Consider the following 24,044-nt stretch of genomic DNA (forward strand, 5'->3'; position numbering starts at 1 on the left):
GGAGGCATCGAGCAGCGGGGCGGGGCCGTTTCGGGGCGACGGTCAGGGAGCCGTCAGGGAGCCGGTGCGGTGGTGATCCGGGCGGTCACCACCGGCCGACTGTGCTGCACGATGCCGACCTCGACGTGCCGCCGGCCGTCGTCGTCGCGCCGGGTGGTCCGCGCCTGCACCCAGCAGGGGGCGTCCATCTCCGCGTACCGCTCGAAGGCGCACTCCATCGTGACGGGAAGCGTGAAGCCGGGCGTCGCCGCCTGGGCGGCCTGCCGGGCGGCCTCGACCATCAGCATGCCGGGGGCGTGGTCCACGGGGTGGTCGAAGAGCACGGGGTGCGAGGTGTCCACGCGCAGTTGCCAGCGGTCGGCGCGGTCGGTGGGGGCGAGCACCACATCGCGGGCCCGCTCCCGGGCGACCACCTGCGCGGGGACGCCCTCGGGCACGGGCAGCCGCCGGGCGTTGGCGAGCGCCAGATCGCTGTACTCGCCGCGCAGCCGCCGGTAGACGGCCGGGCTGTGACAGGAGAAGTCCAGGCTCGCGGTGGCCAGTTCGGCGCCGTCGCACAGGACGCGGAATTCCTGGCGGGCGCCGGTCAGCCGCTTCCCGCGCCGCACCACGTCGCGGTCGGTGACGCACAGCGTCACCTCGGCGGGCGCGTCCGTCACCCGCAGCGCCCGCGGGGCCAGGTCGTAGCTGACGTTCTGCCAGATGATCGGGTGGTCCAGCGGTACGCCGTGGCCGACGTGGCTCAGTAATATGCCGGCCTGCCGCATGGTCTCTATCAGCAGCATCGGATCGTGCAGCCCGCCCACCGGGCCGTAGAAGCTGTGCGCCCGCGGCCACTGGGCGCTGACCACCCAGCCGCCGGTGCCCCGGCGCCGCCAGCCGGTGAGGAACACCTCGCAGACCGCGGTGCGGTGAACATACTCGCGGGGGACGGTCCTGGTGAGCGCCGGTGGTCGGTTTTCAGCGGCGGAACAGTCTGCCGTGCCGTCGCGCCGATCGCGCGCGTACGACGTGAGGGTGGCGCTTGCCATGGGGGATTCCCTTTCTGGTGGGCGGCTCCGGGCGCCTGTCGGGAAACGGAGCCTCGGCGGACAGGGCCCCCCAAGATACGGACCATGTGGTTTGTTTTCTAGTGCCGAGTGGGCCCCTTCCTGTCCAGGACGCGGAGGGTTTACGGGCGTCAGGCGCTCATCTTCACGGAGCGGCCGTGCGGATCGAGATGGCTCAGGGCGCCGGGTGACGCCAGCCCCGGCAACGTGTGCTTCCACAGCGCGGTGACGCGCTCGGGCAGGTCGGCGCGGTTGGTCGCGGCCCGGGAGAACAACTGCACGCCCATATACGCGGCCACGAAGAACTCGGCGGCCCGCTCGGGCGCGACGGCGGGCAGCAGCTCACCGTTGTCGCGCGCCTCGGTGAACATCTTGGTGATGATGTCGGTCCAGGCCCGGTAGGGCACCAGCGGGTCCTCGCTGAACGTCGTCTCCACCGCGATCCGGGTGCCGGCCTGCAATAACGGATCGCTGCGCAGCGCGAGCGCCACCTGGTGGGTGAAGTCGATGGCGTCCTGGAGGCGGGAGTCGCTCACCTGCGGCAGAAACGGATCGGTCTGCTCCATGATGACCGCGCGGGCCAGGGCGTCCTTGGAGGTGAAGTGGAAATACACCGCCCCCTTGGTGACCCCCGCCCGCTGGATGATCTCGGCCATCGTGGCGGCCTGGTACCCGCGTGTGCCGATGACGTGGGCCGCCGCTTCGAGGACGGCGCGTCGGGTGCGCACCGCGCGTTCCTGCTTGACCACCGATCATCCTCCGTATGCTCTCTTGGAGTTGTAGTGCCTGGGTGCGACCCGCCGCCCGTGGCCGCGCAGTCTATTTGCGCATCATAAAGAAGCCAACCATGCGGTATTGAATCGCGAAACAACGCGACGGCGCGGTGCGGGGCCGCGCCACCGAGAGCGCTGGGAGCCGTCCGATGTCCGCCACACACCTACCCGCCACGCACCGGGAGATCCGGCTCGCCGCACCCGTCGAGCGCGACCTGACGCTCGATCACTTCGCGGTCGCCGAGGTGCCGGTGCCCCAGCCGCGCGACGGACAGGTCCTGGTGCGCACCCGCGTCATGGCGGTGACCGCGGCGATGCGGACGCAGATGACCGGACTCCGCCTGCCGATGCCCTCGTTCGTGGTCGGTCAGGCGCTGTGGGGATCCGCGGTCGGCGAGGTCGTCGCGGCGTCCGGTGGCGGCTTCGCCCCGGGCGATCTCGTCCATCACCCGTACGGATGGCGGGAGTTCGCGGTGGTCGACACCGCGCGGGTGCGCCGCATCGAACCCGACGCCCTGCCGCTGCTCGCCGCGCACCTCTCGCAGGGCCCGACCGCCTGGGGCGCCCTGCGCCGGGCCGCGCCGGTCCGCCCGGGCGACACCGTGTTCGTCACCGGCGCGGCGGGCGGTGTGGGCAGCATGGCGGGCCAGATCGCGCGGCGGCTGGGCGCCGGCCGGATCGTCGGCAGCACCGGCTCGGAGCGTAAAGCGGTCCGGCTGCGCGCGGAGTTGGGCTACGACGACACCGTCGTGCGCGGCGCGGGGCCGATCGCGGACCAGCTCCGCCGCGCGGCCCCGGACGGCATCGACGTCCTGCTGGACACCGTGGCCGGGGAGCAGTTGGCCGCCGCGCTCCAGGCGGCCCGGCCCGACGCGCGCTTCGCGCTGGTGGGCGCGCTCTCCAGTCAGTTGGGCGGGGACGGCGGCGCCTCCTCGCCGGTGGAGCTGGACGCGGGGCTGATCATCACCCGCCGGGTGGCGTTGCGCGGCTTCGGGCTGCACGCTCACCCGGACCTCCCTCAGGAGTGGACGCAGGAATTCGGACAGGGCCTGCGGGACGGCTCCCTCGTCTTCCCGCACACCCTGCTGCGGGGCATCGAACAGGCGCCGCGGGCCCTGTGCGAGCTCACGCGGGGGCGCCATGTCGGGTCCGTACTCGTGGAGTTGTGACGCGGGGTCCGGCGCCGGGCGGTGGGAGGGGGGTGCGGTGCCCGCGCGGGGCGTCCGGCCGAGGGGACGGCGGCCGGGCGACGGCCGGGGCGCGGGGCGCCCTGAGGCGTGGGCGGGCGTGTCCGGTCGGCCGGACGCCCCGTCAGCCCGCCGGGATGCGGTCGGGCGCCGGGACGCCCGCGGCCGCCACGCGCTCCGGCGGGCCCTGGAGCAGCCCCCACAGACCGGCGACGGCGTCCTCCTCCCACCACGTGCGGTCCTCGCCGCCCAGATGCAGCAGACCCACCACGATCGAGGTCAAGAGCTGGGCGGCGCGCCGCGGTTCGCTGTCGGAGGCCCGCGGGCCGGTCGGTCCGGCCGGGTCGCCCGCCCCGATCGGCTCGCCGGGCCGGCAGGTCACGGCCTTGTCGAGGAACAGGGCGTACCAGCGCTGTTCCAGCGCGTGGATTTCCAGCCCCGGCGCGGTCTCGGGCCGCAGCCGCAGTCCGGCGCGCAGGACTGCGTCGGTGCGCACCCGGCCGAAGAGCTCGACGGCGAAGTCGCGGACGGCGGTGGCCAGCGGCTGCGGGGAGCGGACGAGGCCGTCCTCGATCTCCTGCAGCGTGGCGAGGGCGGCATCGCGCACCGCGAGGGTGAGGTCGTCCTTGGACGTGAAGTGGAAGTAGAGCGCCCCCTTGCTCAGGCGGGCGCGCCTGCTGATCTCGACCATGCCCGAGGCGGGGACCCCCTTCTCCAGGAAGGTCTCGGCGGCCGAGCGGATGAGCGCCTGGCGGCTCTGGATGGCGCGATGCTGCGTGGGCACGGTGTCCGTCCCGTCTCTAGTACGGCTGCGAGCTCAATGCAGTCTACATAGAAAACCAACCATGCGGTTCGATATGCTCGGGGCGAATGGCCGGAACTACCTCGCTCTGACGTGAAGGCGTCGGTCGGCGGTCGTCCGGGCTTCGGCGACCCGCCGGTTCCGGTTCCGCTCCAGTCTCGCCCGTAAAGGACGCGATGTCGACCCGTCAGAGTGTGGCGGGCGCACATTGACAAACAGCGCAGGCGGTTTTTAAATCTGCGAAGGCGGTAAACGGGACGCTTCCTCTTCCCGCACCACCGCCACGACGGTCGCGTACCGCCCTTGGACAGCGGTGCGCCATGGCGAGACCGCCTCTGCCTCCCCTGTCGTCGACCGCAGGCCGCCCGAACGAGCCGAGCCAGCACACGTCACCCGAGCCACTGCATCCATCGGAATCCGGAAAGGTCTCCAGCCATGCGCGTATCAGCGGAAGTCGGCGAACGTCCTGTGAGAGGCGTGCGGGGCGCCGGCGGCGAGACGATCAAAGCCGCCGTCTTCGACCTCGACGGCACGCTCGCCAACACCCTCCCCGCCATCAGCAAACTGCTGGTCAAGGTGGCCGCCGAGCAGGGATGTTCGGTCACCGCGCGGCAGGCGGCGGCCGCCATCGGCAAGCCCCCCGGCCCCGCCTTCGGCCGGCTGCTGGGCAAACCGGAGGACGACGGCCGCGTGCAGGCCGCCATCTCCCGCTATCGGGAACTGTTCGCCTACGAGGTCCTGTGCCTGGGCCCGCAACTGCTCTTCCCCGGCGTCACCGCGGGCCTCTCCGCGCTGCGGGCGCACGGCGTCGAACTGGCCGTGGCCACCTCCAAGTCCACCCGCAGCGCCGAGGCGCTGCTCGACGTCATGGGCATCCGCGACCTGGTCGGTCCGGTCATCGGACAGGACATGGTCCGCAGGGGCAAACCGCACCCGGAGATGGTGCTGCGGGCGGCCGGCCGGCTGGGGGTCGCGGCCTGGGAGAGCGCGTATGTGGGGGACACCGTGGGGGACATGCGGATGGCGGTGACCGCGCGCATGGAACCGGTCGCGGTCACCTACGGCGTCGGCACCTTCGGCGAACTCGCCGCGGTCGCCGGTACCCGCATGTGCGGCTCGTTCAAGGACGTGGTCTCCGTCATCGCCGCGGCCCGGCCGCGACCGGTGGCCGCCGTGGGCGTGGGGGCGCGCCGGCGCTGAGCGGCGGGGCCGGCATCAGCCCGGCCGGTGTCAGCCCGGAGCACGCCAGGGCTCCGCTGATACCTCCTCGCTCACGAAACGGGCGCCAGCCGCCCGCAGTTCACCGTGCAGTTGGCCGAAGACCTCCGCCGCGCGGCCGCCCGGCCAGCCCTCCGGCAGGAGGGGAGAGGGCAGACCGGGATCCGCGTACGGCAGGCGGCGCCAGGCGTCCAGTGCCAGCAGATAGTCGCGGTAGGCGTCCTCGGGGGGCACCGTGCGCCGTCGCGACCACCGCCGCAGAACCGGCTCCTGCTCGGCCAGGAACGCGCGGTGCTGGGCGGCGAGCGCGTCCAGGTCCCACCACCGGGCCACCGCCGCCGCGGTCGGTTCGAAACCCGCGTGGGTGCCGGTGAACAGATCCACATACGAGGCCAGTTGGAGCCGCTGGAGGGTGTGCCGGGTCTCCTCGTAGAGGTGCGCGGGCGCGATCCACACACCGGGGGCCGCGGTGCCGAAGCCCAGCCGGGCCAGCCGGGAGCGCAGCAGATGGCGCTTGTGCCGTTCCTCCTCGGGGACGGAGAAGACCGCTAGTACCCAGCCGTCGGACAGTCGCGCGGCCGGCCGGCCGTAGATCCGCCGGTCGCCGTCCGCCAGGAGCTGCCGGGCGTCGTCGGACAGGCCGTAGGCGGCGGCTCCCCGGGCCGTGCGCTCGGAGACGAGCAGACCGCGGCGCTTGAGTCGGGAGACGGCCGAGCGCACCGACGGCGGGTCCACACCGAGCACGCCCAGCAGCCGGATCAGGGCGGCGACCGGCACCGGGCCGCCCGCGTCGTCCGGCCCGCCGCGGCCGTAAGCGCCGTAGAACGTGACGATCAAGGACTGGGGGGTGCGCTGGGGTCGTTGGTCGCTCACCGAATCACTCTAGAGCGCCCTCGCGCAGGCGGTAGCGCTGGAGTTTGCCGGTCGGCGTACGCGGGAGCGCCGCGTGGAAGACGATCTCCCGGGGGCACTTGTAGGGCGCGATACGGGTCTTGGTGAAGGCCCGCAGCGCGGCCACGGTGTCCTTGCTGGACGGGACGCCGGGCCGCAGCACCACATGCGCGACGACGACCTGTCCGCGGTCCGCGTCGGCGCGCCCCACGACCGCGGCCTCGGCCACGTCCGGGTGGCCCAGCAGCGCTTCCTCCACCTCGGGCCCGGCGATGTTGCAACCGGCCGAGATGATCATGTCGTCCGCGCGGGCGACGTAGCGGAAGTAGCCGTCGGGCTCGCGGACGTAGGTGTCGCCGGTGATGTTCCAGCCGTCGCGTACGTACTCCGTCTGCCGGGCGTCGGCGAGATAGCGGCAGCCGGTCGGCCCGCGGACGGCCAGCAGCCCCGGCTCGCCGTCCGGCACCGGCGTCCCGTCCGGTCCGAGCACCCGCGCCTCGAAGCCAGGCACCGGCACCCCGGTGGTACCGGGCCGGATCGCGTCGTCGGCGGCGGCGAGGAAGATGTGCAGCAGTTCGGTGGCGCCGATGCCGTTGATGATCCGCAGTCCGGTCGCCTCGTGCCAGGAGTGCCAGGTCGAGGCGGGCAGGTTCTCGCCGGCCGACACGCACCGGCGCAGCGAGGTCAGGTCATGGGCGCCGAGCGCGGGCAGCATCGCGCGGTAGACGGTCGGCGCCGTGAACAGCACCGTTACCCGGTGCGCGGCGATGTCGGCGAGCAGCCGCCCGGGGCCCTCCCAGTCGCTGAGAAGCGCCGAGGCGCCGGCCCGCAGCGGGAAGACGACCAGGCCGCCGAGGCCGAACGTGAAACCCAGCGGCGGACTGCCGGCGAACACGTCGTCCGGGCGCGGGCGCAGCACCCGGGCCGAGAAGGTGTCCGCGACGGCCAGCACATCGCGGTGAAAATGCATGCAGCCCTTGGGGCGGCCGGTGGTGCCCGAGGTGAAGGCGATCAGCGCCACATCGTCGGCGGAGGTCGCCACCGCCGGATACGGCGCGCCGCCGGGCCGGGCCAGGCGCGTCAGATCGTCCGGCCCGTCCCCGCCGTACGTCGTGAGGGCCGGCCCCGCCGCCCCGGCCCGCGCCAGGTCCGCCACCGACCGGGCATCGCACAGCGCGTGCCGCACCTGGGCGATCCGGCAGATGGTGGCCAGCTCGGCCGGGCGCAGCGCCGCCGGGACGGTCACCGCGACCGCGCCGGCCTTCATCACCGCGAGCCAGCAGGCGGCGAGCCACGGGGTGTTGGGGCCGCGCAGCAGGACGCGGTTGCCCGGCACCACCCCGAGGCGGCCGGTGAGGGCGTGCGCGATCGCGTCCACCTGGTCACTCAACTGCCCGTACGTCCACACCGCGCCGCCCGGGCCCCGTAGGGCGGGGCGGTCCGGGCCCAGCCGCCCGATGGTGGCGTCCAGCAGTTCCGTACCGCAGTTGAGCCGTTCGGGGTAACCCAGGTCGGTCAGGTCCGGCCACTGACCGGCCGGCGGCAGCCCGTCGCGGGCGAAGGTGTCGACGTGAGCGGAGGGCCGTAGCTCCATGGCGATGCGCCCCCTGGCGCCGGGGTGGCCGACCAGCGGCCGGGACAGGGACGGGGACGGTGCGGACCGGTACGGGAACCGCCGGGCGGGCGGCTTCGCGAAACCGGCCGGGAGTGCTCGGGGACTGCCGTACGGATCCGTCGCCAGCGTAACGTGCTCGTGACGGCAGTCAACAGACCGCGATAGAGGAACCGCTACCAGGGAGCCGCCTCGTGACCGCATTCGCGCTGGGACCGGACGAGCAGGAGTGGTGCGGCGCGCTGCGCGCGCTGGCGGCCGAACGGCTGCGCCCCCTGGCGGAGAAGGGCGAGGTGGGCCGGGTCAACCGGCCGCTGGTCGCCGCGCTCGGCGAGCTCGGCCTCCTGGGACGCCTGTTCCCCGCCAACGGAACCCTGCGCGCCCTGGACCTGTGCCTGTTGCGCGAATCCCTCGCGCGTGAGTGCACGGAGGCGGAGACCGCCCTCGCGCTCCAGGGCCTGGGCGCCTATCCGGTGCTCCAGGCCGGGACGGCCGCGCAGCGCGAGCGGTGGCTGCCCGAGGTGGCCGCCGGCCGCGCGGTCGCGTCGTTCGCGCTGAGCGAGCCGGGCGCCGGCTCGGACGCCGCGGCGCTGTCCCTGGCCGCCACGCCCGACGGCCCCGGCCGATGGCGGCTGACCGGCGAGAAATGCTGGATCTCCAACGCCCCCGAGGCCGACTTCGCCACCCTCTTCGCCCGTACCGGACCCGCGCCGGGCGCCCGCGGCATCACCGCGTTCCTGGTGCCCGCCGACCGGCCGGGCCTGACCGGCGAGCACCTGGAGATGCTCAGCCCGCACCCCATCGGGACGCTGGTGTGCGACGGGGTGCCGGTGACCGGCGCGGACGTGCTCGGCGAGGTGGGCGGCGGCTTCGGCGTCGCGATGCGCACCCTGAACCTGTTCCGGCCGAGCGTGGGCGCGTTCGCGGTCGGCATGGCGCAGGCGGCGCTGGACGCGGCGCTGGCGCACGCCGGAGCGCGCAGGGCGTTCGGCGGCCCGCTCAAGGATCTCCAGTCCGTGGGCCATCAACTGGCCGAGATGGCCACCCGCGTGGAGGCCGCCCGGCTCCTGGTGTACGCGGCCGCGTCGGCGTACGACATGGGGGCCCCGGACCTCGCGAGCCGCTCGGCGATGGCCAAGCTGCTGGCGACCGAGACCGCGCAGTACGTCGTCGACGCGGCCGTCCAGATCCACGGCGCCCGCGCACTGCGCCGCGGCCACCTCCTGGAGCACCTCTACCGCGAGGTGCGCGCCCCGCGCATCTACGAGGGGGCCACGGAGGTGCAGCGGTCGATCATCGCCAAGGAGTTGTACCGGGAGAGGCCGTGAGCGCGCCGGATACGCACCGGCGGGGGCACCCCGGCGCGCGGCGGCCGTCCGCGGCGGCCTTTAGATGTTGCTCTTGAAGACCGTGCCCAGGTTGCACTTGCCCGAAGTCGGCTGCTGGTCAGGGCTCTTGATGAACGTGCCGGTGACCGTGGCGGACTGGGTCTGACCGGCGGTGACCCGCACGGAGCTGATCATCGCGGACCCGAAGGTGCGGCCGGTCTCGTCGGTGAACTGGACCGTGCCGTTGTAGGTCGAGGTGCCCTGGGAGTTGCCGTTGGTGACGCTCAGCTCGGCGCGCAGGGTGCCCGCGGCGGTGTCGACCTTGCAGTCGGTGATGCGGATGTCGGATTCCGGCTGGGTGGTCGCGGTGGCCGACGGCGAACCACCGGTGGTTCCGCTCGTGGTGCTGCCGGAGCTGCCGTATCCGCCGCTGGTGCTGCTGCTGGAGCTGCTGTGGCTGCTGCCGCAGCCGCCGCCGTGCGAGTGGCGGGCGCCGGTCAGGGTGACGACGACCAACCCGCATACCGCGACCGCACGAACATGACGACTCTTCACGTCGACTTCTCCCCCGAGTAACCGGCCACCTGGGCCGCAAACGCGTATGGGCCTCATACCCATGCGCGCGCCTGATTTCCGATACACGCCCATGCCGGACGCCGCGCCCGCCGTGTTTCTTGACGGGCGCGCGTCAGGCTAGCAAGCCCGGGCGCGGAGGCCGAATCGTGCCGAGGGGCGAGTGTCAGTGGCGGGTGTCACGCTGAATTCATGGAGGATCCGCGCCCGCGGCCGCCATGCGACGCCCCACGGCCGTCGCGCTACCGCCACGGACAGCAGGACCTGGAGGGAATCGCCATGATCACCACTGACTTCGTACCCGGCTCCCCGTGCTGGCTCGATCTGGGTGCCCCCGATGTCGGGGTCGCGACCTCGTTCTACGGAGCGGTCTTCGACTGGCAGGCCGAGCCGATGGGCGGGCCGGAGGAGGGGGGATACTCCGTCTTCCGCCTCGGCGGCAAGGCCGTCGGCGGGGTGGGACCGCTGACGGAGAAGGGCGCCCGCTCCGCCTGGATGATCTACTTCCACACCCGCGACGCGGACGCCACGGTCAAGGCGGTGGAACAGGCCGGCGGCTCGGTCCGCACGCCGCCGTCCGAGGCCGACGACGAGGGCCGGATGGCCCAGCTCACCGACCCGCAGGGCGCGCAGTTCGCGGTCTGGCAGCCCGCCGGATACGCGGGCTTCGAGGCGGCCGACGGACCCGGCAGCCTGGGCTGGACCGAGCTCTACACCACCGACTCCGCCGGTGCGCAGACCTTCTACGGCAGCGTCTTCGGCTGGACCACCCAGGACATGCCGCTGCCCGGCGGAGCCGGCGGCACCTACACCCTGGTCACCCCCGCGGGCTGCGCCCCGGAGCGGATGCACGGCGGCATCATGGAGACCCCCGAGATGTTCGAGGGCGGCGGAAAGCCCTACTGGCACCCGGTGTTCGGCTCCGCCGACTGCGACGCGACGGTCGCCCGCGTCACCGCCAACGGCGGCGCCGTCTCAATGGGCCCGGAAACCGCCGAGGGCGTCGGCCGACTGGCCGTCTGCACCGACCCCGCCGGCGCCGAATTCGTCATCCTCACCCCACAGGAAACCCCCTGAGGGTCCGACAGCCACTTCACCATCGCCAACTGGCCTGCCCACCGGGCCGCTTGGGCCGACCGACTTGGCCGGCACCGCCCAGGCCGGACCGGCGGGTGGCGTACGCACCACCGCGGTCAGATGTCCCGGAAGATCTCGATCTGCGCGCCGATGGAGTTGAGTCGTTCGGCCAGGTCCTCGTAACCCCGGTTGATGACATAGACGTTGCGCAGGACGGAGGTGCCTTCGGCGGCCATCATGGCGAGGAGGACGACGACGGCCGGGCGTAGGGCCGGGGGGCACATCATTTCCGCGGAGCGCCAGCGGGTCGGGCCGTCTACCAGGACCCGGTGCGGGTCGAGGAGTTTGACCTGCGCGCCGAGGCGGTTGAGGTCGGTGAGGTAGATGGCGCGGTTGTCGTAGACCCAGTCGTGGATGAGGGTCTGGCCCTGGGCGCTGGCCGCGATGGCCGCGAAGAAGGGGACGTTGTCGATGTTGAGGCCCGGGAAGGGCATCGGGTGGATCTTGTCCAGGGGGGCCTGGAGCTTGGAGGGGCGGACCGTCAGATCGATCAGCCGGGTGCGGCCGTTGTCGGCCGGATACTCCGCGCTGCGCTCGTGGTCCAGCCCCATCTCGTCCAGGACGGCCAGCTCGATCTCCAGGAACTCCACCGGCACCCGGCGGATCGTCAGTTCCGATTCGGTGACAACGGCCGCCGCCAGCAGGCTCATCGCCTCCACCGGGTCCTCGGACGGCGCGAAGTCCACGTCGCGGTCGATGTGCGCGACGCCGTGGACGGTCAGGGTCGTCGTGCCGACGCCTTCGACCTTGACGCCCAACTCCTCCAGGAAGAAGCAGAGGTCCTGGACCATGTAGTTGGAGGAGGCGTTGCGGATGACGGTCACGCCGTCGTGCCGGGCCGCGGCCAGCAGGGCGTTCTCGGTGACGGTGTCGCCGCGCTCGGTCAGGACGATCGCGCGCTTGGGGGAGACGCTGCGGTCGACCTGCGCGAGGTAGATGCCGTCGGTCGCGGTGATCTCCAAGCCGAAGTGCCGCAGCGCCGTCATGTGCGGTGTCACCGTGCGGGTACCGAGGTCGCAACCGCCCGCGTACGGCAGCTTGAAGTGGTCCATCCGGTGCAGCAGCGGGCCGAGGAACATGATGACGCTGCGGGTGCGGCGGGCCGCCTCGGTATCCATCGTGTCGAGGCTCAACTCGGCCGGCGGCACGATCTCCAGGTCGTTGCCGTCGTTGATCCAGCGGGTGCGCACGCCGATGCTGCCGAGCACTTCGAGGATGCGGTAGACCTCCTCGATACGGGCCACCCGGCGCAGAGTTGTGCGGCCCGCGTTCAGGAGCGTGGCGCAAAGCAGCGCGACGCAGGCGTTCTTGCTCGTTTTCACGGCGATGCTGCCGGACAGGCGGCGTCCGCCGACGACCCGCAGGTGCATCGGACCGGCGTAACCGAGCGACACGATTTCGCTGTCGAGAGCCTCGCCGATGCGGGCGATCATCTCAAGGCTGATGTTCTGGTTTCCGCGCTCGATGCGGTTGACCGCACTCTGGCTGGTGCCGAGCGCCTCCGCGAGCTGCGTCTGTGTCCAGCCCCGGTGCTGCCGGGCGTCACGGATGAGCCTGCCGATGCGTACGAGGTAGTCGTCTCCCATGGGGCGACCGTATCTCAGATATGAGATGGGCGCACAACGACGTGTTGTTCTATTGCTGTGCGAATGGGGTGCCGTGCGGCGGCGCGCCACGAGGGTCCCGCGTTCCGGCCCGGCCGCAACGGACTCTCGGCGCGCAGGGGTTGCCGCGTTCCCCCTTTTGGCGGTCGCCGCGCCCGACCGCCACCGTCTACGCGGTCGTGGCCGACCGGTTGCCTGCGGCCGTGCCGCCATCGCCGACGGATCGGTAGGCGAGGGGGCCAGCGCGCGGCACGCGAACTCGTGGCCTCCCTCGGCGTGAACGTCCACACGGCCCTGCGCGGTTACCAGCGCCTCAAGGGGGAGCCGCCGCACGCCTGATCGCCGAGGCGCGCCACCTCGGCCTCTCCGACGAGGACGATGAGGACGACGAGGACATCGTGACGGTGGTGCGGAGCGGGCCGGCGGGGCGCTGAGGGGCGGGCGCTGAGCGGTACTGAGGGGCGCTCCAACCGGCTCCGGTGCCGTGCCCGCCCGGCCCGGAACCGTACCCGAACGCCCCACTACATTGGCCCCGTGATCACTCGCCGCCCCCGTGACGAAGCCGCCCCCCGCACCGGCGCCCCCGCTTCCGGGCCCCGCCCGCGCGTCTCGCGTCCCCGCGCCCTGGCGCTCGGGGCCGTACCGATGGTCGCGCTGCTCGCCGTCGCCGCGTTCGCGCCGCTGCCGTACTCGGTCGCGCGGCCGGGGCAGACCACGGACGTGCTGGGTGTGTACAAGGGGGCCGAGGTCATCTCCGTCAGCGGGGCACCGGTGCGCCGGACCAGTGGGCGGCTGCGGATGGTGGCGATCATGGCGACCGCGCCGCGGGCCGATGTCCGCCTGGCCGACGTGATCGACGGCTGGTTCCGCACGGACCGGGCCGTGATGCCCGTGGACGCGGTGTTCCCGGCCGGGGAGTCGGACGAGGAGACGGCCCGGCACAACCGCGCGGACATGGCGCGCTCGCAGCACGCGGCGACCGCCGCCGCGCTCGGGTACCTCAAGAAGGACCCGCGCCGGGTGAAGGTGCGGCTCCGGCTCGCCGACGTGGGCGGGCCGAGCGCCGGACTGCTCTTCTCCCTCGGCATCGTCGACAAGCTGGACGGCGACGGCCGCGGCGGCGATCTGACCGGCGGCCGGGTGATCGCCGGTACGGGCTCCATCGAGGCCGACGGGACGGTGGGCCCGGTCGGCGGCGTAGCGCTGAAGACGCAGGCGGCGAAGCGGGACGGAGCGGGCGTCTTCCTCGTACCGAAGGACCAGTGCGAGACGGCCCGGGCCACCGCCGGCGGGCTGCGGCTGATACCGGTCGCGACGCTGACGGACGCGGTCCGGTCGCTGCGAGCCCTGGCCAAGGGCGGCCCGGTCCCCGGCTGCTGACCGGCCCGCTCGTCCCGACCCCTGGCTGCTGACGCCCGCCCCGGCCCCAGTCCGCTGACCGGCCCGCTCGCCCCGGCCCCCGCCCGGTCCCCGGCCCCCGCCAGGTCCCCGGCCGCTGACCGGCTCCCCGCCCAGCCCCCGCCCCCTGACCGCCCCGCCCGCCCGGTCGTCAGTCCAGCAGCGCCAGGTCGAGCCGGCTCAGCCGCTCCGGATCGGCCAGGATGTCGATCTCGGCGATCCGGCCCTCGGCGACGGTGAAGCCCATGACGGAGAACGGCTCTCCGTCGCGGAGCGTGACCAGGCCCGCCGCCCCGTTGACGAGCGCGGGACGTGCCACGAGCGCGAAGCGGGAGAACGTCAGCGCCTGCTGCACGACGGCCGGCGCGCCGCGCACCACCTTCGACAGGCCCGGCGCGAGACCGCCGCCGTCCGCCCGCAGGACGACGTCCGGGTCGAGGACCGCGAGGAGTCCCTCGAAGTCGCCCTGGCGCGAGGCGGCGAGGAAGGCGTCGACCACCTTCCGCTGCCGGGTCAGGTCGGGGTCCGGCGCCGGGGCGGTCCCCTGGACCCGCCGCCGGGCGCGGCTGGCGAGCTGGCGGGCCGCGGCCGGTGTCCGGTCCACGATCGGGGCGATCTCCTCGAACGGCACGGCGAACATGTCGTGCAGCACGAACGCGAGCCGCTCGGCCGGCGCCAGCGTTTCGAGCACCACGAGCAGCGCGAGCCCCACCGAATCGGCCAGCAGCGCCTCCTGCTCCGGACCGGGCCCCTCCGCGCGGCTCACGATCGGCTCCGGCACATACGCCTCCAGCGGGTCCTCGCGCCGCGCCTTACGGGAGCGCAGCAGGTCGAGGCACACCCGCGCGACGACCGTCGTCAGCCAGCCGCCCAGATTCCCGACCCCGTCCGCACCGGAACGGCTCAGCCGCAGCCACGCTTCCTGGACGGCGTCCTCCGCCTCGCTGAGCGAGCCGAGCATCCGGTAGGCCACCGCCCTGAGGTGGCCCCGGTTCTCCTCGAACCGCTCCGCCAGCCACGTCTCGTCGTTCATCGGTCGCATTCCTCCGTCGCGGCCCGCCCTCGCGGCCCCTCATGAGGGATGACGGAGGAAGCCGGGCGGATGTGACAGGAAGATGTAAGGAGACGGGGGAGATAGGGCGCGGTCGGCCGCTCTCACACCCGCCAGGGCATGACCCCGGCGCGGCGATGTACTAGAGTTATCTCGACATCGAGATATCTGCCGAGAGGCGTACCGCTGCCGCGCCATTAAGGGTTACCTAACTTAGGTACACCTTAGCGGATCGGCAAGGATCTGTGGCGGCACCGCGCGACGGCAGTCGCAGATGGGCCAACGTGCGGTGGTACGCGCGAATTCATGCATGAAGGAGACTGTCGTGTCGGCGAACAGCTTCGACGCCCGCAGCACGCTGCAGGTGGGCGACGAGTCGTACGAGATCTTCAAGCTGGACAAGGTCGAGGGCTCCGCCCGCCTTCCCTACAGCCTGAAGGTCCTGCTGGAGAACCTGCTCCGCACCGAGGACGGCGCGAACATCACCGCCGACCACATCCGGGCGCTCGGCAACTGGGACTCCCAGGCCCAGCCAAGCCAGGAGATCCAGTTCACGCCGGCCCGCGTGATCATGCAGGACTTCACCGGCGTCCCCTGCGTCGTGGACCTGGCCACCATGCGTGAGGCCGTCAAGGAGCTCGGCGGCGACCCGGCGAAGATCAACCCGCTGGCCCCGGCCGAGCTGGTCATCGACCACTCCGTCATCGCCGACAAGTTCGGTACGCATGACGCGTTCGCGCAGAACGTCGAGCTGGAGTACGGCCGCAACAAGGAGCGCTACCAGTTCCTGCGCTGGGGCCAGACCGCGTTCGACGAGTTCAAGGTCGTCCCCCCGGGCACCGGCATCGTCCACCAGGTGAACATCGAGCACCTGGCGCGGACGGTCATGGTCCGCAACGGGCAGGCGTACCCCGACACCCTCGTCGGCACCGACTCGCACACCACCATGGTCAACGGCCTCGGCGTGCTGGGCTGGGGCGTCGGCGGCATCGAGGCCGAGGCCGCGATGCTCGGCCAGCCGGTCTCCATGCTCATCCCGCGCGTCGTCGGCTTCAAGCTGACCGGTGAGCTGACCCCGGGCACCACCGCCACGGACCTCGTGCTGACCATCACCGAGATGCTGCGCAAGCACGGCGTCGTCGGCAAGTTCGTCGAGTTCTACGGTGAGGGCGTGGCGGCGACGAGCCTCGCCAACCGCGCCACCATCGGCAACATGTCGCCGGAGTTCGGCTCCACGGCCGCCATCTTCCCGATCGACGACGAGACCCTGAAGTACCTGCGCCTGACCGGCCGTGACGAGCAGCAGGTCGCGCTCGTCGAGGCGTACGCCAAGGAGCAGGGCCTCTGGCTCGACCCGGCCGCCGAGCCGGACTTCTCCGAGAAGCTGGAGCTGGACCTCTCCACGGTCGTCCCCTCGATCGCCGGCCCCAAGCGCCCGCAGGACCGCATCATCCTGGCCAACGCCAAGGAGCAGTTCGCGCAGGACGTCCGCAACTACGTCGACGAGGTCGACGAGGCGGGCAAGGAGTCCTTCCCGGCCTCCGACGCTCCGGCGGTCGCCCCCAACGGCGCCCCGTCGAAGCCGACCCTGGTCACCGCCCCCGACGGCTCGACGTACGAGATCGACCACGGCGCCGTCACCGTCGCCGCGATCACCTCCTGCACCAACACCTCCAACCCGTACGTCATGGTCGCCGCCGCGCTGGTGGCCAAGAAGGCGGTCGAGAAGGGCCTGACCCGCAAGCCGTGGGTCAAGACCACCCTCGCCCCGGGCTCGAAGGTCGTCACGGACTACTTCGACAAGGCGGGCCTGACCCCGTACCTCGACAAGCTCGGCTTCAACCTCGTCGGCTACGGCTGCACCACCTGCATCGGCAACTCGGGCCCCCTCGACGACGAGGTCTCGAAGGCGATCAACGAGCACGACCTGGCCGTCACCTCGGTGCTCTCCGGCAACCGCAACTTCGAGGGCCGGATCAACCCCGACGTCAAGATGAACTACCTGGCGTCCCCGCCGCTGGTCGTCGCGTACGCCATCGCCGGTTCGATGAAGGTCGACATCACGCGCGACGCCATCGGCACGGACACCGAGGGCAAGCCGGTCCACCTCGAGGACATCTGGCCGACCGAGGCCGAGGTCAACGAGGTCGTCGCCTCGGCGATCGGCGAGGACATGTTCAACAAGTCCTACCAGGACGTCTTCGCCGGTGACGCCCAGTGGCAGGCGCTGCCGATCCCGACCGGCAACACCTTCGAGTGGGACCCGCAGTCCACCTACGTGCGCAAGCCCCCGTACTTCGAGGGCATGACGATGGAGACCTCCCCGGTCCAGGACATCACCGGCGCCCGCGTGCTGGCCAAGCTGGGCGACTCCGTCACCACCGACCACATCTCCCCGGCCGGTGCCATCAAGGCCGACACCCCGGCCGGCAAGTACCTCACCGAGCACGGCGTCGAGCGTCGCGACTTCAACTCCTACGGCTCGCGCCGTGGCAACCACGAGGTCATGATCCGCGGCACCTTCGCCAACATCCGCCTGCGCAACCAGATCGCGCCGGGCACCGAGGGCGGCTTCACCCGCGACTTCACCGTCGAGGGCGGCCCGGTCTCCTTCATCTACGACGCCTCGCAGAACTACCAGGCCGCCGGCATCCCGCTGGTGATCCTGGCGGGCAAGGAGTACGGCTCCGGCTCCTCCCGCGACTGGGCCGCCAAGGGCACCGCGCTCCTCGGCGTCAAGGCCGTCATCGCCGAGTCCTACGAGCGCATCCACCGCTCGAACCTCATCGGCATGGGCGTCCTGCCGCTCCAGTTCCCCGAGGGCGCCTCCGCCCAGTCGCTCGGCCTGACCGGCGAGGAGACCTTCTCCGTCACCGGCGTCACCGCGCTCAACGACGGCGGCATCCCCGAGACCGTCAAGGTCAAGGCCGCCGCTCCCTCCGGCGCCGAGGTCGAGTTCGACGCCAAGGTGCGCATCGACACCCCCGGCGAGGCGGACTACTACCGCAACGGCGGCATCATGCAGTACGTGCTGCGCTCGCTGATCCGCAAGTAACCGGCGGCCGCACGACGAACGCCACGGGCCGCACTCCCTCGACCGAGGGGGTGCGGCCCGTCCGCGTACCGCCGGCCGGGAGCGCCTCGGAAGATCGGCGCGGACCGGCGGGCCGACTCGGTCTACGGCGACCCGAGGAGCTCGATCTCAGCGAGCGTGGCCGCGCCGTCGGTCACCAGGCGGTAGTGCCGGTAGTCGCCCGGACGGTCGAGGGCGAAGACCCGGGTCTGGCGGTCCCAGGTGAAGGACTCGCCGGACCGGCGGTCCAGGGGCCGCCAGTGGTCGCCGTCCGCGGAACCCTCCAGCGTCCAGCCCCGCGGCGCGGCGGTGCGCTCCGCCGAGGTCAGGGTGTACGACGTGACCCGGGTGGGCCGGGACAGGTCGACCGGGGCGGTGGTGAGCGCCGCGGAGGTGTCGGAGGTGTTGTCGAAGAGCGGGCCGCCGCCGGGGCCGGTCACATCGCCGGGCGGGCTGGGCACCTTGTCGTCCCGGGTGAGGGAGGACGGGGCGGCGTTCTTCCCGCTGCCCCAGGACGACGGCCGGGCGCCCATGGCGAACTCCAGGGTGCCGCCCCGGGCGAGCAGGCGGTGCGGCAGGGCGGTGGAATTCCACGGCTTGCCGTTGACCCGCAGCCCCTGGACATAGAGGTTCGTCTCGTTGTTGCGGGGCGCCTTGATGACCAGATCGCGGCCGTTTTCCAGATGGACGGTGGCCTTGGTGAACAGCGGGGAGCCCACCGCGTATTCGCCCTCACCCATCACCAGCGGATAGAAGCCGAGCGAGCTGAAGACGTACCAGGCGGACATCTCGCCGTTGTCCTCGTCGCCCGGATATCCCTGGCCGATCTCGCTGCCGAGGTAGAGCCGGGACATCACCTCCCGGACCTTTTCCTGGGCCTTCCAGGGCTGCCCGGCCGCGTCGTAGGTGTAGGCGATGTGGTGCGAGGGCTGGTTGCTGTGCCCGTACATGCCCATCCGGGTGTCGCGGGCCTCGGTCATTTCGTGGATGACATCGCCGTAGGAACCGGCGAATTCCTTCGCCGCGGTCTCCGGGGTGGAGAAGTAGGCGTCCAGCTTCTCGGCCAGGGCCGCCCGGCCGCCGTAGAGGTTGGCCAGGCCGCGGCCGTCCTGCGGCGCGGGGAAGGCGTAGGTCCAGGCGTTGGTCTCGGTGTAGTCGTGGCCCCAGACCCGGGGGTCGAACCGGTCCGCGGGCAGCCGCCAGCCGCCCTTGGCGTCCCGGCCCTGGAAGAAGCCGACCCGCTTGTCGAACAGCTTGACGTAGTTCAGGGCCCGGCCGCGGAAATAGGCCGATTCCTCCTTGTAGCGGGGCTTGTGCGTGGTGGCGTAGAGGGCCTTCGCCATACGGGAGATGCCGAAGTCGTTGAGATATCCCTCCAGGGCCCACGAGGCGCCTTCGCGGGTTTCGGTGCTCGTATAGCCGAGGAACGGCGAGGTGTTCATGCCCTTACGGCCGACACCGGGGCTGGGCGGGGCGACGGTGGCGTTCTTGACGGCCGCCTCGTAAGCCGCCGCGGCGTCGAATTTCACGCCCTTGGCCAACGCGTCGGCGAAGGCCACGTCGGAACTCGTCCCGGTCATCAGGTCCGCGTACCCGGGGGAGGACCAGCGGGAGATCCAGCCGCCGTCCTTGTACTGCTGGACGAAACCGTCGGCCATCCTCCCCGCCCGGCCGGGTGTGAGCAGGGAGTACGCCGGCCAGGTCGTGCGGTAGGTGTCCCAGAAGCCGTTGTTGACGTACACCTCTCCGTCGACGATCTTCGAGCCGGTGTGCGTCGGGGTGTCCTGGCCGGTCTGCGGGGAAAAGGGACTGGCGTAGCGGTGGCGCGAACCGACGTCCTCCCAGCCGGAGTTGGGGTAGAGGTAGAGGCGGTAGAGGTTGGAGTAGAGCGTGGTGAGCCGGTCCCGGCTCGCGCCCTCGACCTCGATGCGGCCCAGGATGTCGTCCCACTGTGCCCGAGCCCGGTCCACCACGTCGGCGAACGAGGCGTCCGCCGGAATCTCCCGTTCCAGGTTCGCCTTCGCCTGCTCGGTGCTGATCAGCGAGGTGGCCAGGCGCATCGTCACGGTCCGCTCCGCGCCGGGCGCGAAGCGCAGATAGCCGGTGACGTCCTTGCCTCCGCCACCGCCGAGCCTGCCGCCCCCGGTGACCGGCGTGTCGAAGACGCCGTGGACGAACAGCCGGGTCGCGCCGGTCGACAGGCCGCTCTTGACGTCCGAGAAGCCGGTGACGACGCCGCGCTCGGTGTCCAGGCTCAGCCCGCCCTTGTTGTTGACGTTGTCGAAGATCAGGCTCGCGTCGTCGCCGGGGAAGGTGAAGCGCATCATCGCGGCGTGGTCGGTCGGGGTGATCTCGGTCTTGAGGCCGTTGTCGAAGGTGACGCCGTAGTAGTGCGGCTTCGCGGTCTCGTTGGCGTGGTGGAAGGGCAGCGCGCGGGCGGTGCGCGAGGCGTCCGGGACGCCGGCCGCGGCGGACGGCATGACCTGGAACGTCTGCCGGTCACCCATCCACGGGCTCGGCTCGTGACTGGCGCTGAACGCCTGGAGGGTGGGCAGGTTGTCGGCGTTGTTCTTCCGCGCGTACTCGTAGAGCCAGTCGGCGGAGCCGGCGTTGGTCACCGGTGTCCAGAAGTTGAAGCCGCCCGGCACCGCGGTCGCGGGGAAGGTGTTGCCGCGCGAGAAGCTGCCGCTGGAGAGCGTGCCGCGGGTGGTGACGGCGTAGTCCGACAGATGCGCGAGCGGCTTGTCGGGGGCCTTGGGCCCGATGGTGACGTCGTCGACCCAGCCGCGGAAGGCCGGCGCGGTCCGCGGGGCCTCGGGCGCGTCGTAGGCGACCAGGACCCGGTCGATGGTCCTGCCGGCCGCGACCGCGCCGATCCGCGACTCCTTGTGGTTCCACTGATTGACGTACAGCGTCTTGGAGGCGGCCTGGCCCCGCGGCGTCAGCGGGGCACCGTGCTGGTCGACGGCGCTCAGATCGCTGAGGTAGGTGCCGTCGGTGAAGGCCAGGTCGACGGCGACATGGGTCGCGGGGTAGGCCGCGTCGGTGGCGGCCATCTCGGGGAAGATCTTGTACGAGAGTGAAGTCGCCTCGATGACCGGGGTGTTGACGTCGAAGACCTTGTTGTACGCGTAGCCGCGACCGTCGGCGGTGTGGGTGCCGGCGTACCGCAGCGCATGCCCGCCGGAGAAGCCGGCGCCGGCCTTGGAAGTGGGGGAGGCGGCCGGGCCGGTGTCGGTCCGGGTGGTCATCCCGGGAGCGGCGGGCGCGGCCTGCGGGGTGACGCCGGAGACCCGCGGCGTGCCGTCCGGCCCGGTCTCGGCGGTGTCCGTCCAGTCCGGCCGCGGCTGCCCGGACTCGAAGGAGGAGCTGAACTCCGCCGGTCCGGGGGGCGTTGGGGGAGGGGCTGCCCGGGCCGGGCCGGGCACGGTGACGACGAGCAGGGCGGCCGCCGCGAGAGCGGCGGGGCGGGCGATCCCCCGCAGTGGACTGTGCCGGTGTCTGAGCCGCACGCGAGCCCTCTCAACGAGATTGACATCGTTGTCAGTTGCGTAATGCAGAGATAAGTAAGGGGCGTCGGGAGTTTGGTGTCAAGGGCGCCGCCGCGATCGGTGCGCCGGGCACGCGAACGGAGCAGCCGGCGAGAAAATCCCGTGGACCCGACCGCCGCATACCGGGGAGGTCTCAACTCGGGAAAGACTCCCGGCCAACCCTGCTTTCGATCTTGCCCCTTCGGCTGGAAGTGGACTATACCTGTCGGCGTCCGACCGGCCCGCGACCAAGGCCGGGGATCCGGGGGGAAGCGCGGGGGAAGGATGATTTCCCCGCTTTTCCCTAGCGCGCCCGGTGCACATCCCGTACAACTCAGCTTCATCTGACCCGCGGTGCCGGGGTGGCTCCGGTACACCGCCTGAGTCCTGAAGAAGGCGAGGACTTGAGCATGGGATCCACCTCAGAATTCAACCGTCGCGATCTGGTCAAGCGGGCCGCGGCCCTGGGAATCATCGCCGTACCGGCCATGGGCGCCCTTTCGTCGTGCGCCACCGGAGGAGGCGGCGGCAGTACGGACAACGGCACCAAGAACAAGGGCGCGACCTCGGCGGAGAACCCCCTCGGCGCGAAGAAGGGAGCGCCGCTGGAGGCGTTCATCTTCAAGGGCGGACTGGGCGACCAGTACGCCAAGGACGCCGAGGCCGACTACAACAAGACCTACGGCGTCACCATCAAGCACACCGGCACCCAGCAGGTCGGACCGAAGCTCCAGCCGCGCTTCGCCGGCGGCAATCCGCCGGATGTCATCGACAACTCCGGATCCGACCACCTGGACATGAACAAACTGTCCTCGCAAGGCCAATTGCAGGATCTGACGCCACTGCTCGACGCCCCGTCGCTGGAGGACCCGAAGAAGAAGGTCCGCGACCTGCTCTACCCGAGCACCATCGAAAAGGGCAAGCACAAGGACACCTTCGATGTCCTCTACTACGCCTTCACCGTCTACGGCACGTGGTATTCGAGCCAACTGCTGAAGGACAAGGGCTGGGAGTATCCCGCTTCTTTCGACGACATGATCAAGCTGTGCGGCCGGATCAAGAAGTCGGGGATCGCCCCCTGGACGTACCCGGGAAAGTATCCGTATTACGTCCACTTCAACATCTTTCCCCAGATCGCCAAGATCGGCGGGCTGGACAAGTGGATCGCGATCGACAACCTGGAGCCCAAGGCATGGACCTCCAACGACGCCGTCAAGCAGGTCATCGAGCACTATGAGGAGCTGGCGGCCAAGGGCTACTTCCTGCAAGGCAGCCAGGGCCTGACGCACATTCAGGCGCAGACCGCCTGGACGCGGGGCAAGGCCGCCTTCATCCCCAACGGTTCATGGGTCGAGAACGAGGCCGCGCCGACCACCCCGGACGGTTTCGCGATGGCCGTCGGCCCGCTCTTCGACGGCGGCAGCGGCGACAAGATGCCGCACGGCACCGTACGCGCCGAGCCCAGCGAGCCGTTCATCGTGGCCAAGGGTGGCGAGAACCCGACCGGCGGCATGGAACTGCTGCGCATTCTGCTGTCCAAGAAGCACGCGCAGAATTTCGCCACGAAGGTCAAGTCGCTCACCTCCGTGCAGGGCGCGACCGACGGAATGAGCCTCTCGCCCGGCCTTTCCTCCGCCGCCGAGGTCGTCAAGCGGGGTGGCGAGAACCTGCTGATGATCCAGCTCCAGGAGTGGTACCCCAAGCTGACGGACGAGAAGCTGGGCGGCCTCACCAGTCAGTTGCTGACGGGTGACATGAAGGCCGCGGAATGGATCAAGAAGGCCCAGCAGTATGCCGATGAATTCGCCAAGGACGATTCGGTCACCAAGTTCCACCGCGGTTCCTGAATCCACGCACCACCGCTGACGAGGGAGGGCCGGGGAGCGCAATGCAACACGGCAAGTACCGATTCATCGTGGGGTTCCTGGCCCTGCCTCTGCTGATCTACGCGATCTTCGTGATCTCACCGTTCGTGCAGGCCTTCCAGATCTCCACCACCGAGTGGAGCGGCCTGCGCGGCACGGCCCGGAGCATCGGCCTGGACAACTACGTCAAGCTCCTGCACAGCGACGAGTTCTGGAACGCGCTGGGGCACAACGTCATCATGCTCGTGCTGGTGCCGATCGCCACGCTCGCGCTGGGCCTGTTCTTCGCCTTCATGCTCAATGTCGGCGGCCGGGCCCGGCGCGGCGCCGTCATCACCGGCGTGCGCGGCGCGGCGTTCTACAAATTCGTCTACTTCTTCCCCCAGGTCATCTCCATCACCATCATTTCGGTGATCTGGTTCAACATCTACAACCCCGACCCGCACGACGGCATGCTCAATTCCCTGCTCGGATCCGTGGGACTGGACGCGCTCCAGAGTTCCTGGCTGGGAGAGCGGAGCGTCGCACTCGCCTGCATCATGATCGTGATGGTCTGGGCGAATGTCGGTTTCTACGTCGTGCTGTTCTCCGCCGCCATGGCTTCCATTCCCCGGGAGATCTACGAGGCTTCGCTGCTGGACGGCGCCAACCGGTTGCACACCTTCTTCAGGATCACGCTGCCGCTGCTGTGGGACACCGTCCAGACGGGCTGGGTCTACATGGGCATCATCGCGATGGACGCGTTCGCGCTGGTGCAGATCATGTCGGTCAACATGGGCGGTCCGGACGGCGCGACGGATGTCGTACCGCTCCGGCTCTACCAAACCGCCTTCCGGGACAGCCAGTTCGGCTACGCGGCGGCCATGGGCGTCGCCATGCTCGTCGTGACGCTGCTGTTCGCCGTCCTCACGATGCGTTTCGCGCGCCGTGAGCGGATCGAGTTCTAGGGGTAC

The 24,044-nt window shown here is 71.1% G+C and carries 17 protein-coding genes and 1 pseudogene; 9 read left to right on the plus strand and 9 right to left on the minus strand.

Going from position 1 to position 24,044, the window contains the following annotated elements:
- Positions 1-53 precede the first annotated feature (53 nt).
- Both ACZ45Z_RS22110 and ACZ45Z_RS22115 read right to left on the minus strand, forming a co-directional pair.
- A complete protein-coding gene (locus tag ACZ45Z_RS22110; RefSeq protein ID WP_468364958.1) occupies positions 54-1,031 on the minus strand; it encodes a ScbA/BarX family gamma-butyrolactone biosynthesis protein in 978 nt (325 codons plus the stop codon).
- Positions 1,032-1,180: 149 nt separating this feature from the next.
- A complete protein-coding gene (locus ACZ45Z_RS22115; RefSeq protein WP_468364960.1) occupies positions 1,181-1,798 on the minus strand; it encodes a ScbR family autoregulator-binding transcription factor in 618 nt (205 codons plus the stop codon).
- 173 nt (positions 1,799-1,971) lie between these two features.
- On the opposite strand from ACZ45Z_RS22115, the gene ACZ45Z_RS22120 reads away from it, so the two are divergent.
- Positions 1,972-2,991, plus strand: a complete 1,020-nt coding sequence (locus ACZ45Z_RS22120) for an MDR family NADP-dependent oxidoreductase (protein ID WP_468364962.1) — start codon at positions 1,972-1,974, stop codon at positions 2,989-2,991.
- Between the two features lie 142 nt (positions 2,992-3,133).
- Here ACZ45Z_RS22120 and ACZ45Z_RS22125 read toward each other — a convergent pair whose 3' ends face one another.
- The gene (locus ACZ45Z_RS22125; protein WP_468364964.1) at positions 3,134-3,793 is read right to left on the minus strand and encodes a TetR family transcriptional regulator; all 660 of its coding nucleotides are present in this window, start codon (positions 3,791-3,793) and stop codon (positions 3,134-3,136) included.
- Positions 3,794-4,246: 453 nt separating this feature from the next.
- Here ACZ45Z_RS22125 and ACZ45Z_RS22130 point away from each other — a divergent pair, with 453 nt between their 5' ends.
- Complete coding sequence (locus ACZ45Z_RS22130) at positions 4,247-5,011, plus strand: HAD family hydrolase (protein ID WP_468364966.1); 765 nt, start codon at positions 4,247-4,249, stop codon at positions 5,009-5,011.
- Positions 5,012-5,041: 30 nt separating this feature from the next.
- Here ACZ45Z_RS22130 and ACZ45Z_RS22135 read toward each other — a convergent pair whose 3' ends face one another.
- Both ACZ45Z_RS22135 and ACZ45Z_RS22140 read right to left on the minus strand, forming a co-directional pair.
- The gene (locus ACZ45Z_RS22135) at positions 5,042-5,902 is read right to left on the minus strand and encodes a PaaX family transcriptional regulator (protein ID WP_468364968.1); all 861 of its coding nucleotides are present in this window, start codon (positions 5,900-5,902) and stop codon (positions 5,042-5,044) included.
- A 4-nt stretch (positions 5,903-5,906) separates the two neighbouring features.
- Positions 5,907-7,514 (minus strand): AMP-binding protein, encoded by a 1,608-nt coding sequence (locus ACZ45Z_RS22140; RefSeq protein WP_468364971.1) that lies wholly within the window; start codon positions 7,512-7,514, stop codon positions 5,907-5,909.
- Positions 7,515-7,726: 212 nt separating this feature from the next.
- Between ACZ45Z_RS22140 and ACZ45Z_RS22145 the strand changes: the two genes are divergently transcribed.
- Positions 7,727-8,860: an acyl-CoA dehydrogenase family protein gene (locus tag ACZ45Z_RS22145; RefSeq protein WP_468364974.1), complete on the plus strand. Its 1,134-nt coding sequence runs from the start codon at positions 7,727-7,729 to the stop codon at positions 8,858-8,860.
- 60 nt (positions 8,861-8,920) lie between these two features.
- Here the strand turns inward: ACZ45Z_RS22145 and ACZ45Z_RS22150 are convergent, their stop codons facing one another.
- Positions 8,921-9,415, minus strand: coding sequence for a hypothetical protein (locus tag ACZ45Z_RS22150; RefSeq protein ID WP_468364976.1), 495 nt, complete (start codon positions 9,413-9,415; stop codon positions 8,921-8,923).
- 297 nt (positions 9,416-9,712) lie between these two features.
- On the opposite strand from ACZ45Z_RS22150, the gene ACZ45Z_RS22155 reads away from it, so the two are divergent.
- Positions 9,713-10,510: a VOC family protein gene (locus ACZ45Z_RS22155; RefSeq protein ID WP_468364979.1), complete on the plus strand. Its 798-nt coding sequence runs from the start codon at positions 9,713-9,715 to the stop codon at positions 10,508-10,510.
- 116 nt (positions 10,511-10,626) lie between these two features.
- Here ACZ45Z_RS22155 and ACZ45Z_RS22160 read toward each other — a convergent pair whose 3' ends face one another.
- Positions 10,627-12,156, minus strand: a complete 1,530-nt coding sequence (locus ACZ45Z_RS22160; RefSeq protein ID WP_468364982.1) for a helix-turn-helix domain-containing protein — start codon at positions 12,154-12,156, stop codon at positions 10,627-10,629.
- A gap of 157 nt (positions 12,157-12,313) precedes the next feature.
- On the opposite strand from ACZ45Z_RS22160, the pseudogene ACZ45Z_RS22165 reads away from it, so the two are divergent.
- Together ACZ45Z_RS22165 and ACZ45Z_RS22170 are read left to right on the plus strand one after the other, a co-directional pair.
- Positions 12,314-12,608, plus strand: a pseudogene (locus ACZ45Z_RS22165) (GntR family transcriptional regulator).
- Between the two features lie 211 nt (positions 12,609-12,819).
- Entirely contained in the window at positions 12,820-13,554 is a 735-nt protein-coding gene (locus tag ACZ45Z_RS22170) for a hypothetical protein (RefSeq protein ID WP_468365407.1), read from the plus strand.
- A 169-nt stretch (positions 13,555-13,723) separates the two neighbouring features.
- Here the strand turns inward: ACZ45Z_RS22170 and sigJ are convergent, their stop codons facing one another.
- Positions 13,724-14,605 (minus strand): RNA polymerase sigma factor SigJ, encoded by an 882-nt coding sequence (gene sigJ / locus ACZ45Z_RS22175; protein WP_468364985.1) that lies wholly within the window; start codon positions 14,603-14,605, stop codon positions 13,724-13,726.
- A 343-nt stretch (positions 14,606-14,948) separates the two neighbouring features.
- Here sigJ and acnA point away from each other — a divergent pair, with 343 nt between their 5' ends.
- A complete protein-coding gene (gene acnA / locus ACZ45Z_RS22180; protein ID WP_468364988.1) occupies positions 14,949-17,678 on the plus strand; it encodes an aconitate hydratase AcnA in 2,730 nt (909 codons plus the stop codon).
- A 122-nt stretch (positions 17,679-17,800) separates the two neighbouring features.
- Here the strand turns inward: acnA and ACZ45Z_RS22185 are convergent, their stop codons facing one another.
- Complete coding sequence (locus tag ACZ45Z_RS22185) at positions 17,801-21,208, minus strand: GH92 family glycosyl hydrolase (protein WP_468364991.1); 3,408 nt, start codon at positions 21,206-21,208, stop codon at positions 17,801-17,803.
- A 428-nt stretch (positions 21,209-21,636) separates the two neighbouring features.
- Between ACZ45Z_RS22185 and ngcE the strand changes: the two genes are divergently transcribed.
- Positions 21,637-23,073: an N-acetylglucosamine/diacetylchitobiose ABC transporter substrate-binding protein gene (ngcE, locus tag ACZ45Z_RS22190; protein WP_468364994.1), complete on the plus strand. Its 1,437-nt coding sequence runs from the start codon at positions 21,637-21,639 to the stop codon at positions 23,071-23,073.
- 41 nt (positions 23,074-23,114) lie between these two features.
- Positions 23,115-24,038 carry a carbohydrate ABC transporter permease gene (locus tag ACZ45Z_RS22195; protein ID WP_468364997.1) on the plus strand — a complete coding sequence of 308 codons (924 nt, stop codon included), beginning with the start codon at positions 23,115-23,117 and terminating at the stop codon, positions 24,036-24,038.
- Positions 24,039-24,044: the final 6 nt, after the last annotated feature.

The organism is Streptomyces sp. NPDC031210, from assembly GCF_055570395.1.

Bases quoted from the DNA above. Each gene is read 5' to 3' on its own strand.
- ACZ45Z_RS22130 (WP_468364966.1), top strand. From the start codon at position 4,247: ATGCGCGTATCAGCGGAAGTCGGCGAACGTCCTGTGAGAGGCGTGCGG.
- ngcE (WP_468364994.1), top strand. From the start codon at position 21,637: ATGGGATCCACCTCAGAATTCAACCGTCGCGATCTGGTCAAGCGGGCC.
- ACZ45Z_RS22160 (WP_468364982.1), bottom strand. From the start codon at position 12,156: ATGGGAGACGACTACCTCGTACGCATCGGCAGGCTCATCCGTGACGCC.
- sigJ (WP_468364985.1), bottom strand. From the start codon at position 14,605: ATGAACGACGAGACGTGGCTGGCGGAGCGGTTCGAGGAGAACCGGGGC.
- ACZ45Z_RS22155 (WP_468364979.1), top strand. From the start codon at position 9,713: ATGATCACCACTGACTTCGTACCCGGCTCCCCGTGCTGGCTCGATCTG.
- ACZ45Z_RS22170 (WP_468365407.1), top strand. From the start codon at position 12,820: ATGGTCGCGCTGCTCGCCGTCGCCGCGTTCGCGCCGCTGCCGTACTCG.
- ACZ45Z_RS22195 (WP_468364997.1), top strand. From the start codon at position 23,115: ATGCAACACGGCAAGTACCGATTCATCGTGGGGTTCCTGGCCCTGCCT.
- ACZ45Z_RS22120 (WP_468364962.1), top strand. From the start codon at position 1,972: ATGTCCGCCACACACCTACCCGCCACGCACCGGGAGATCCGGCTCGCC.
- ACZ45Z_RS22110 (WP_468364958.1), bottom strand. From the start codon at position 1,031: ATGGCAAGCGCCACCCTCACGTCGTACGCGCGCGATCGGCGCGACGGC.
- ACZ45Z_RS22140 (WP_468364971.1), bottom strand. From the start codon at position 7,514: ATGGAGCTACGGCCCTCCGCTCACGTCGACACCTTCGCCCGCGACGGG.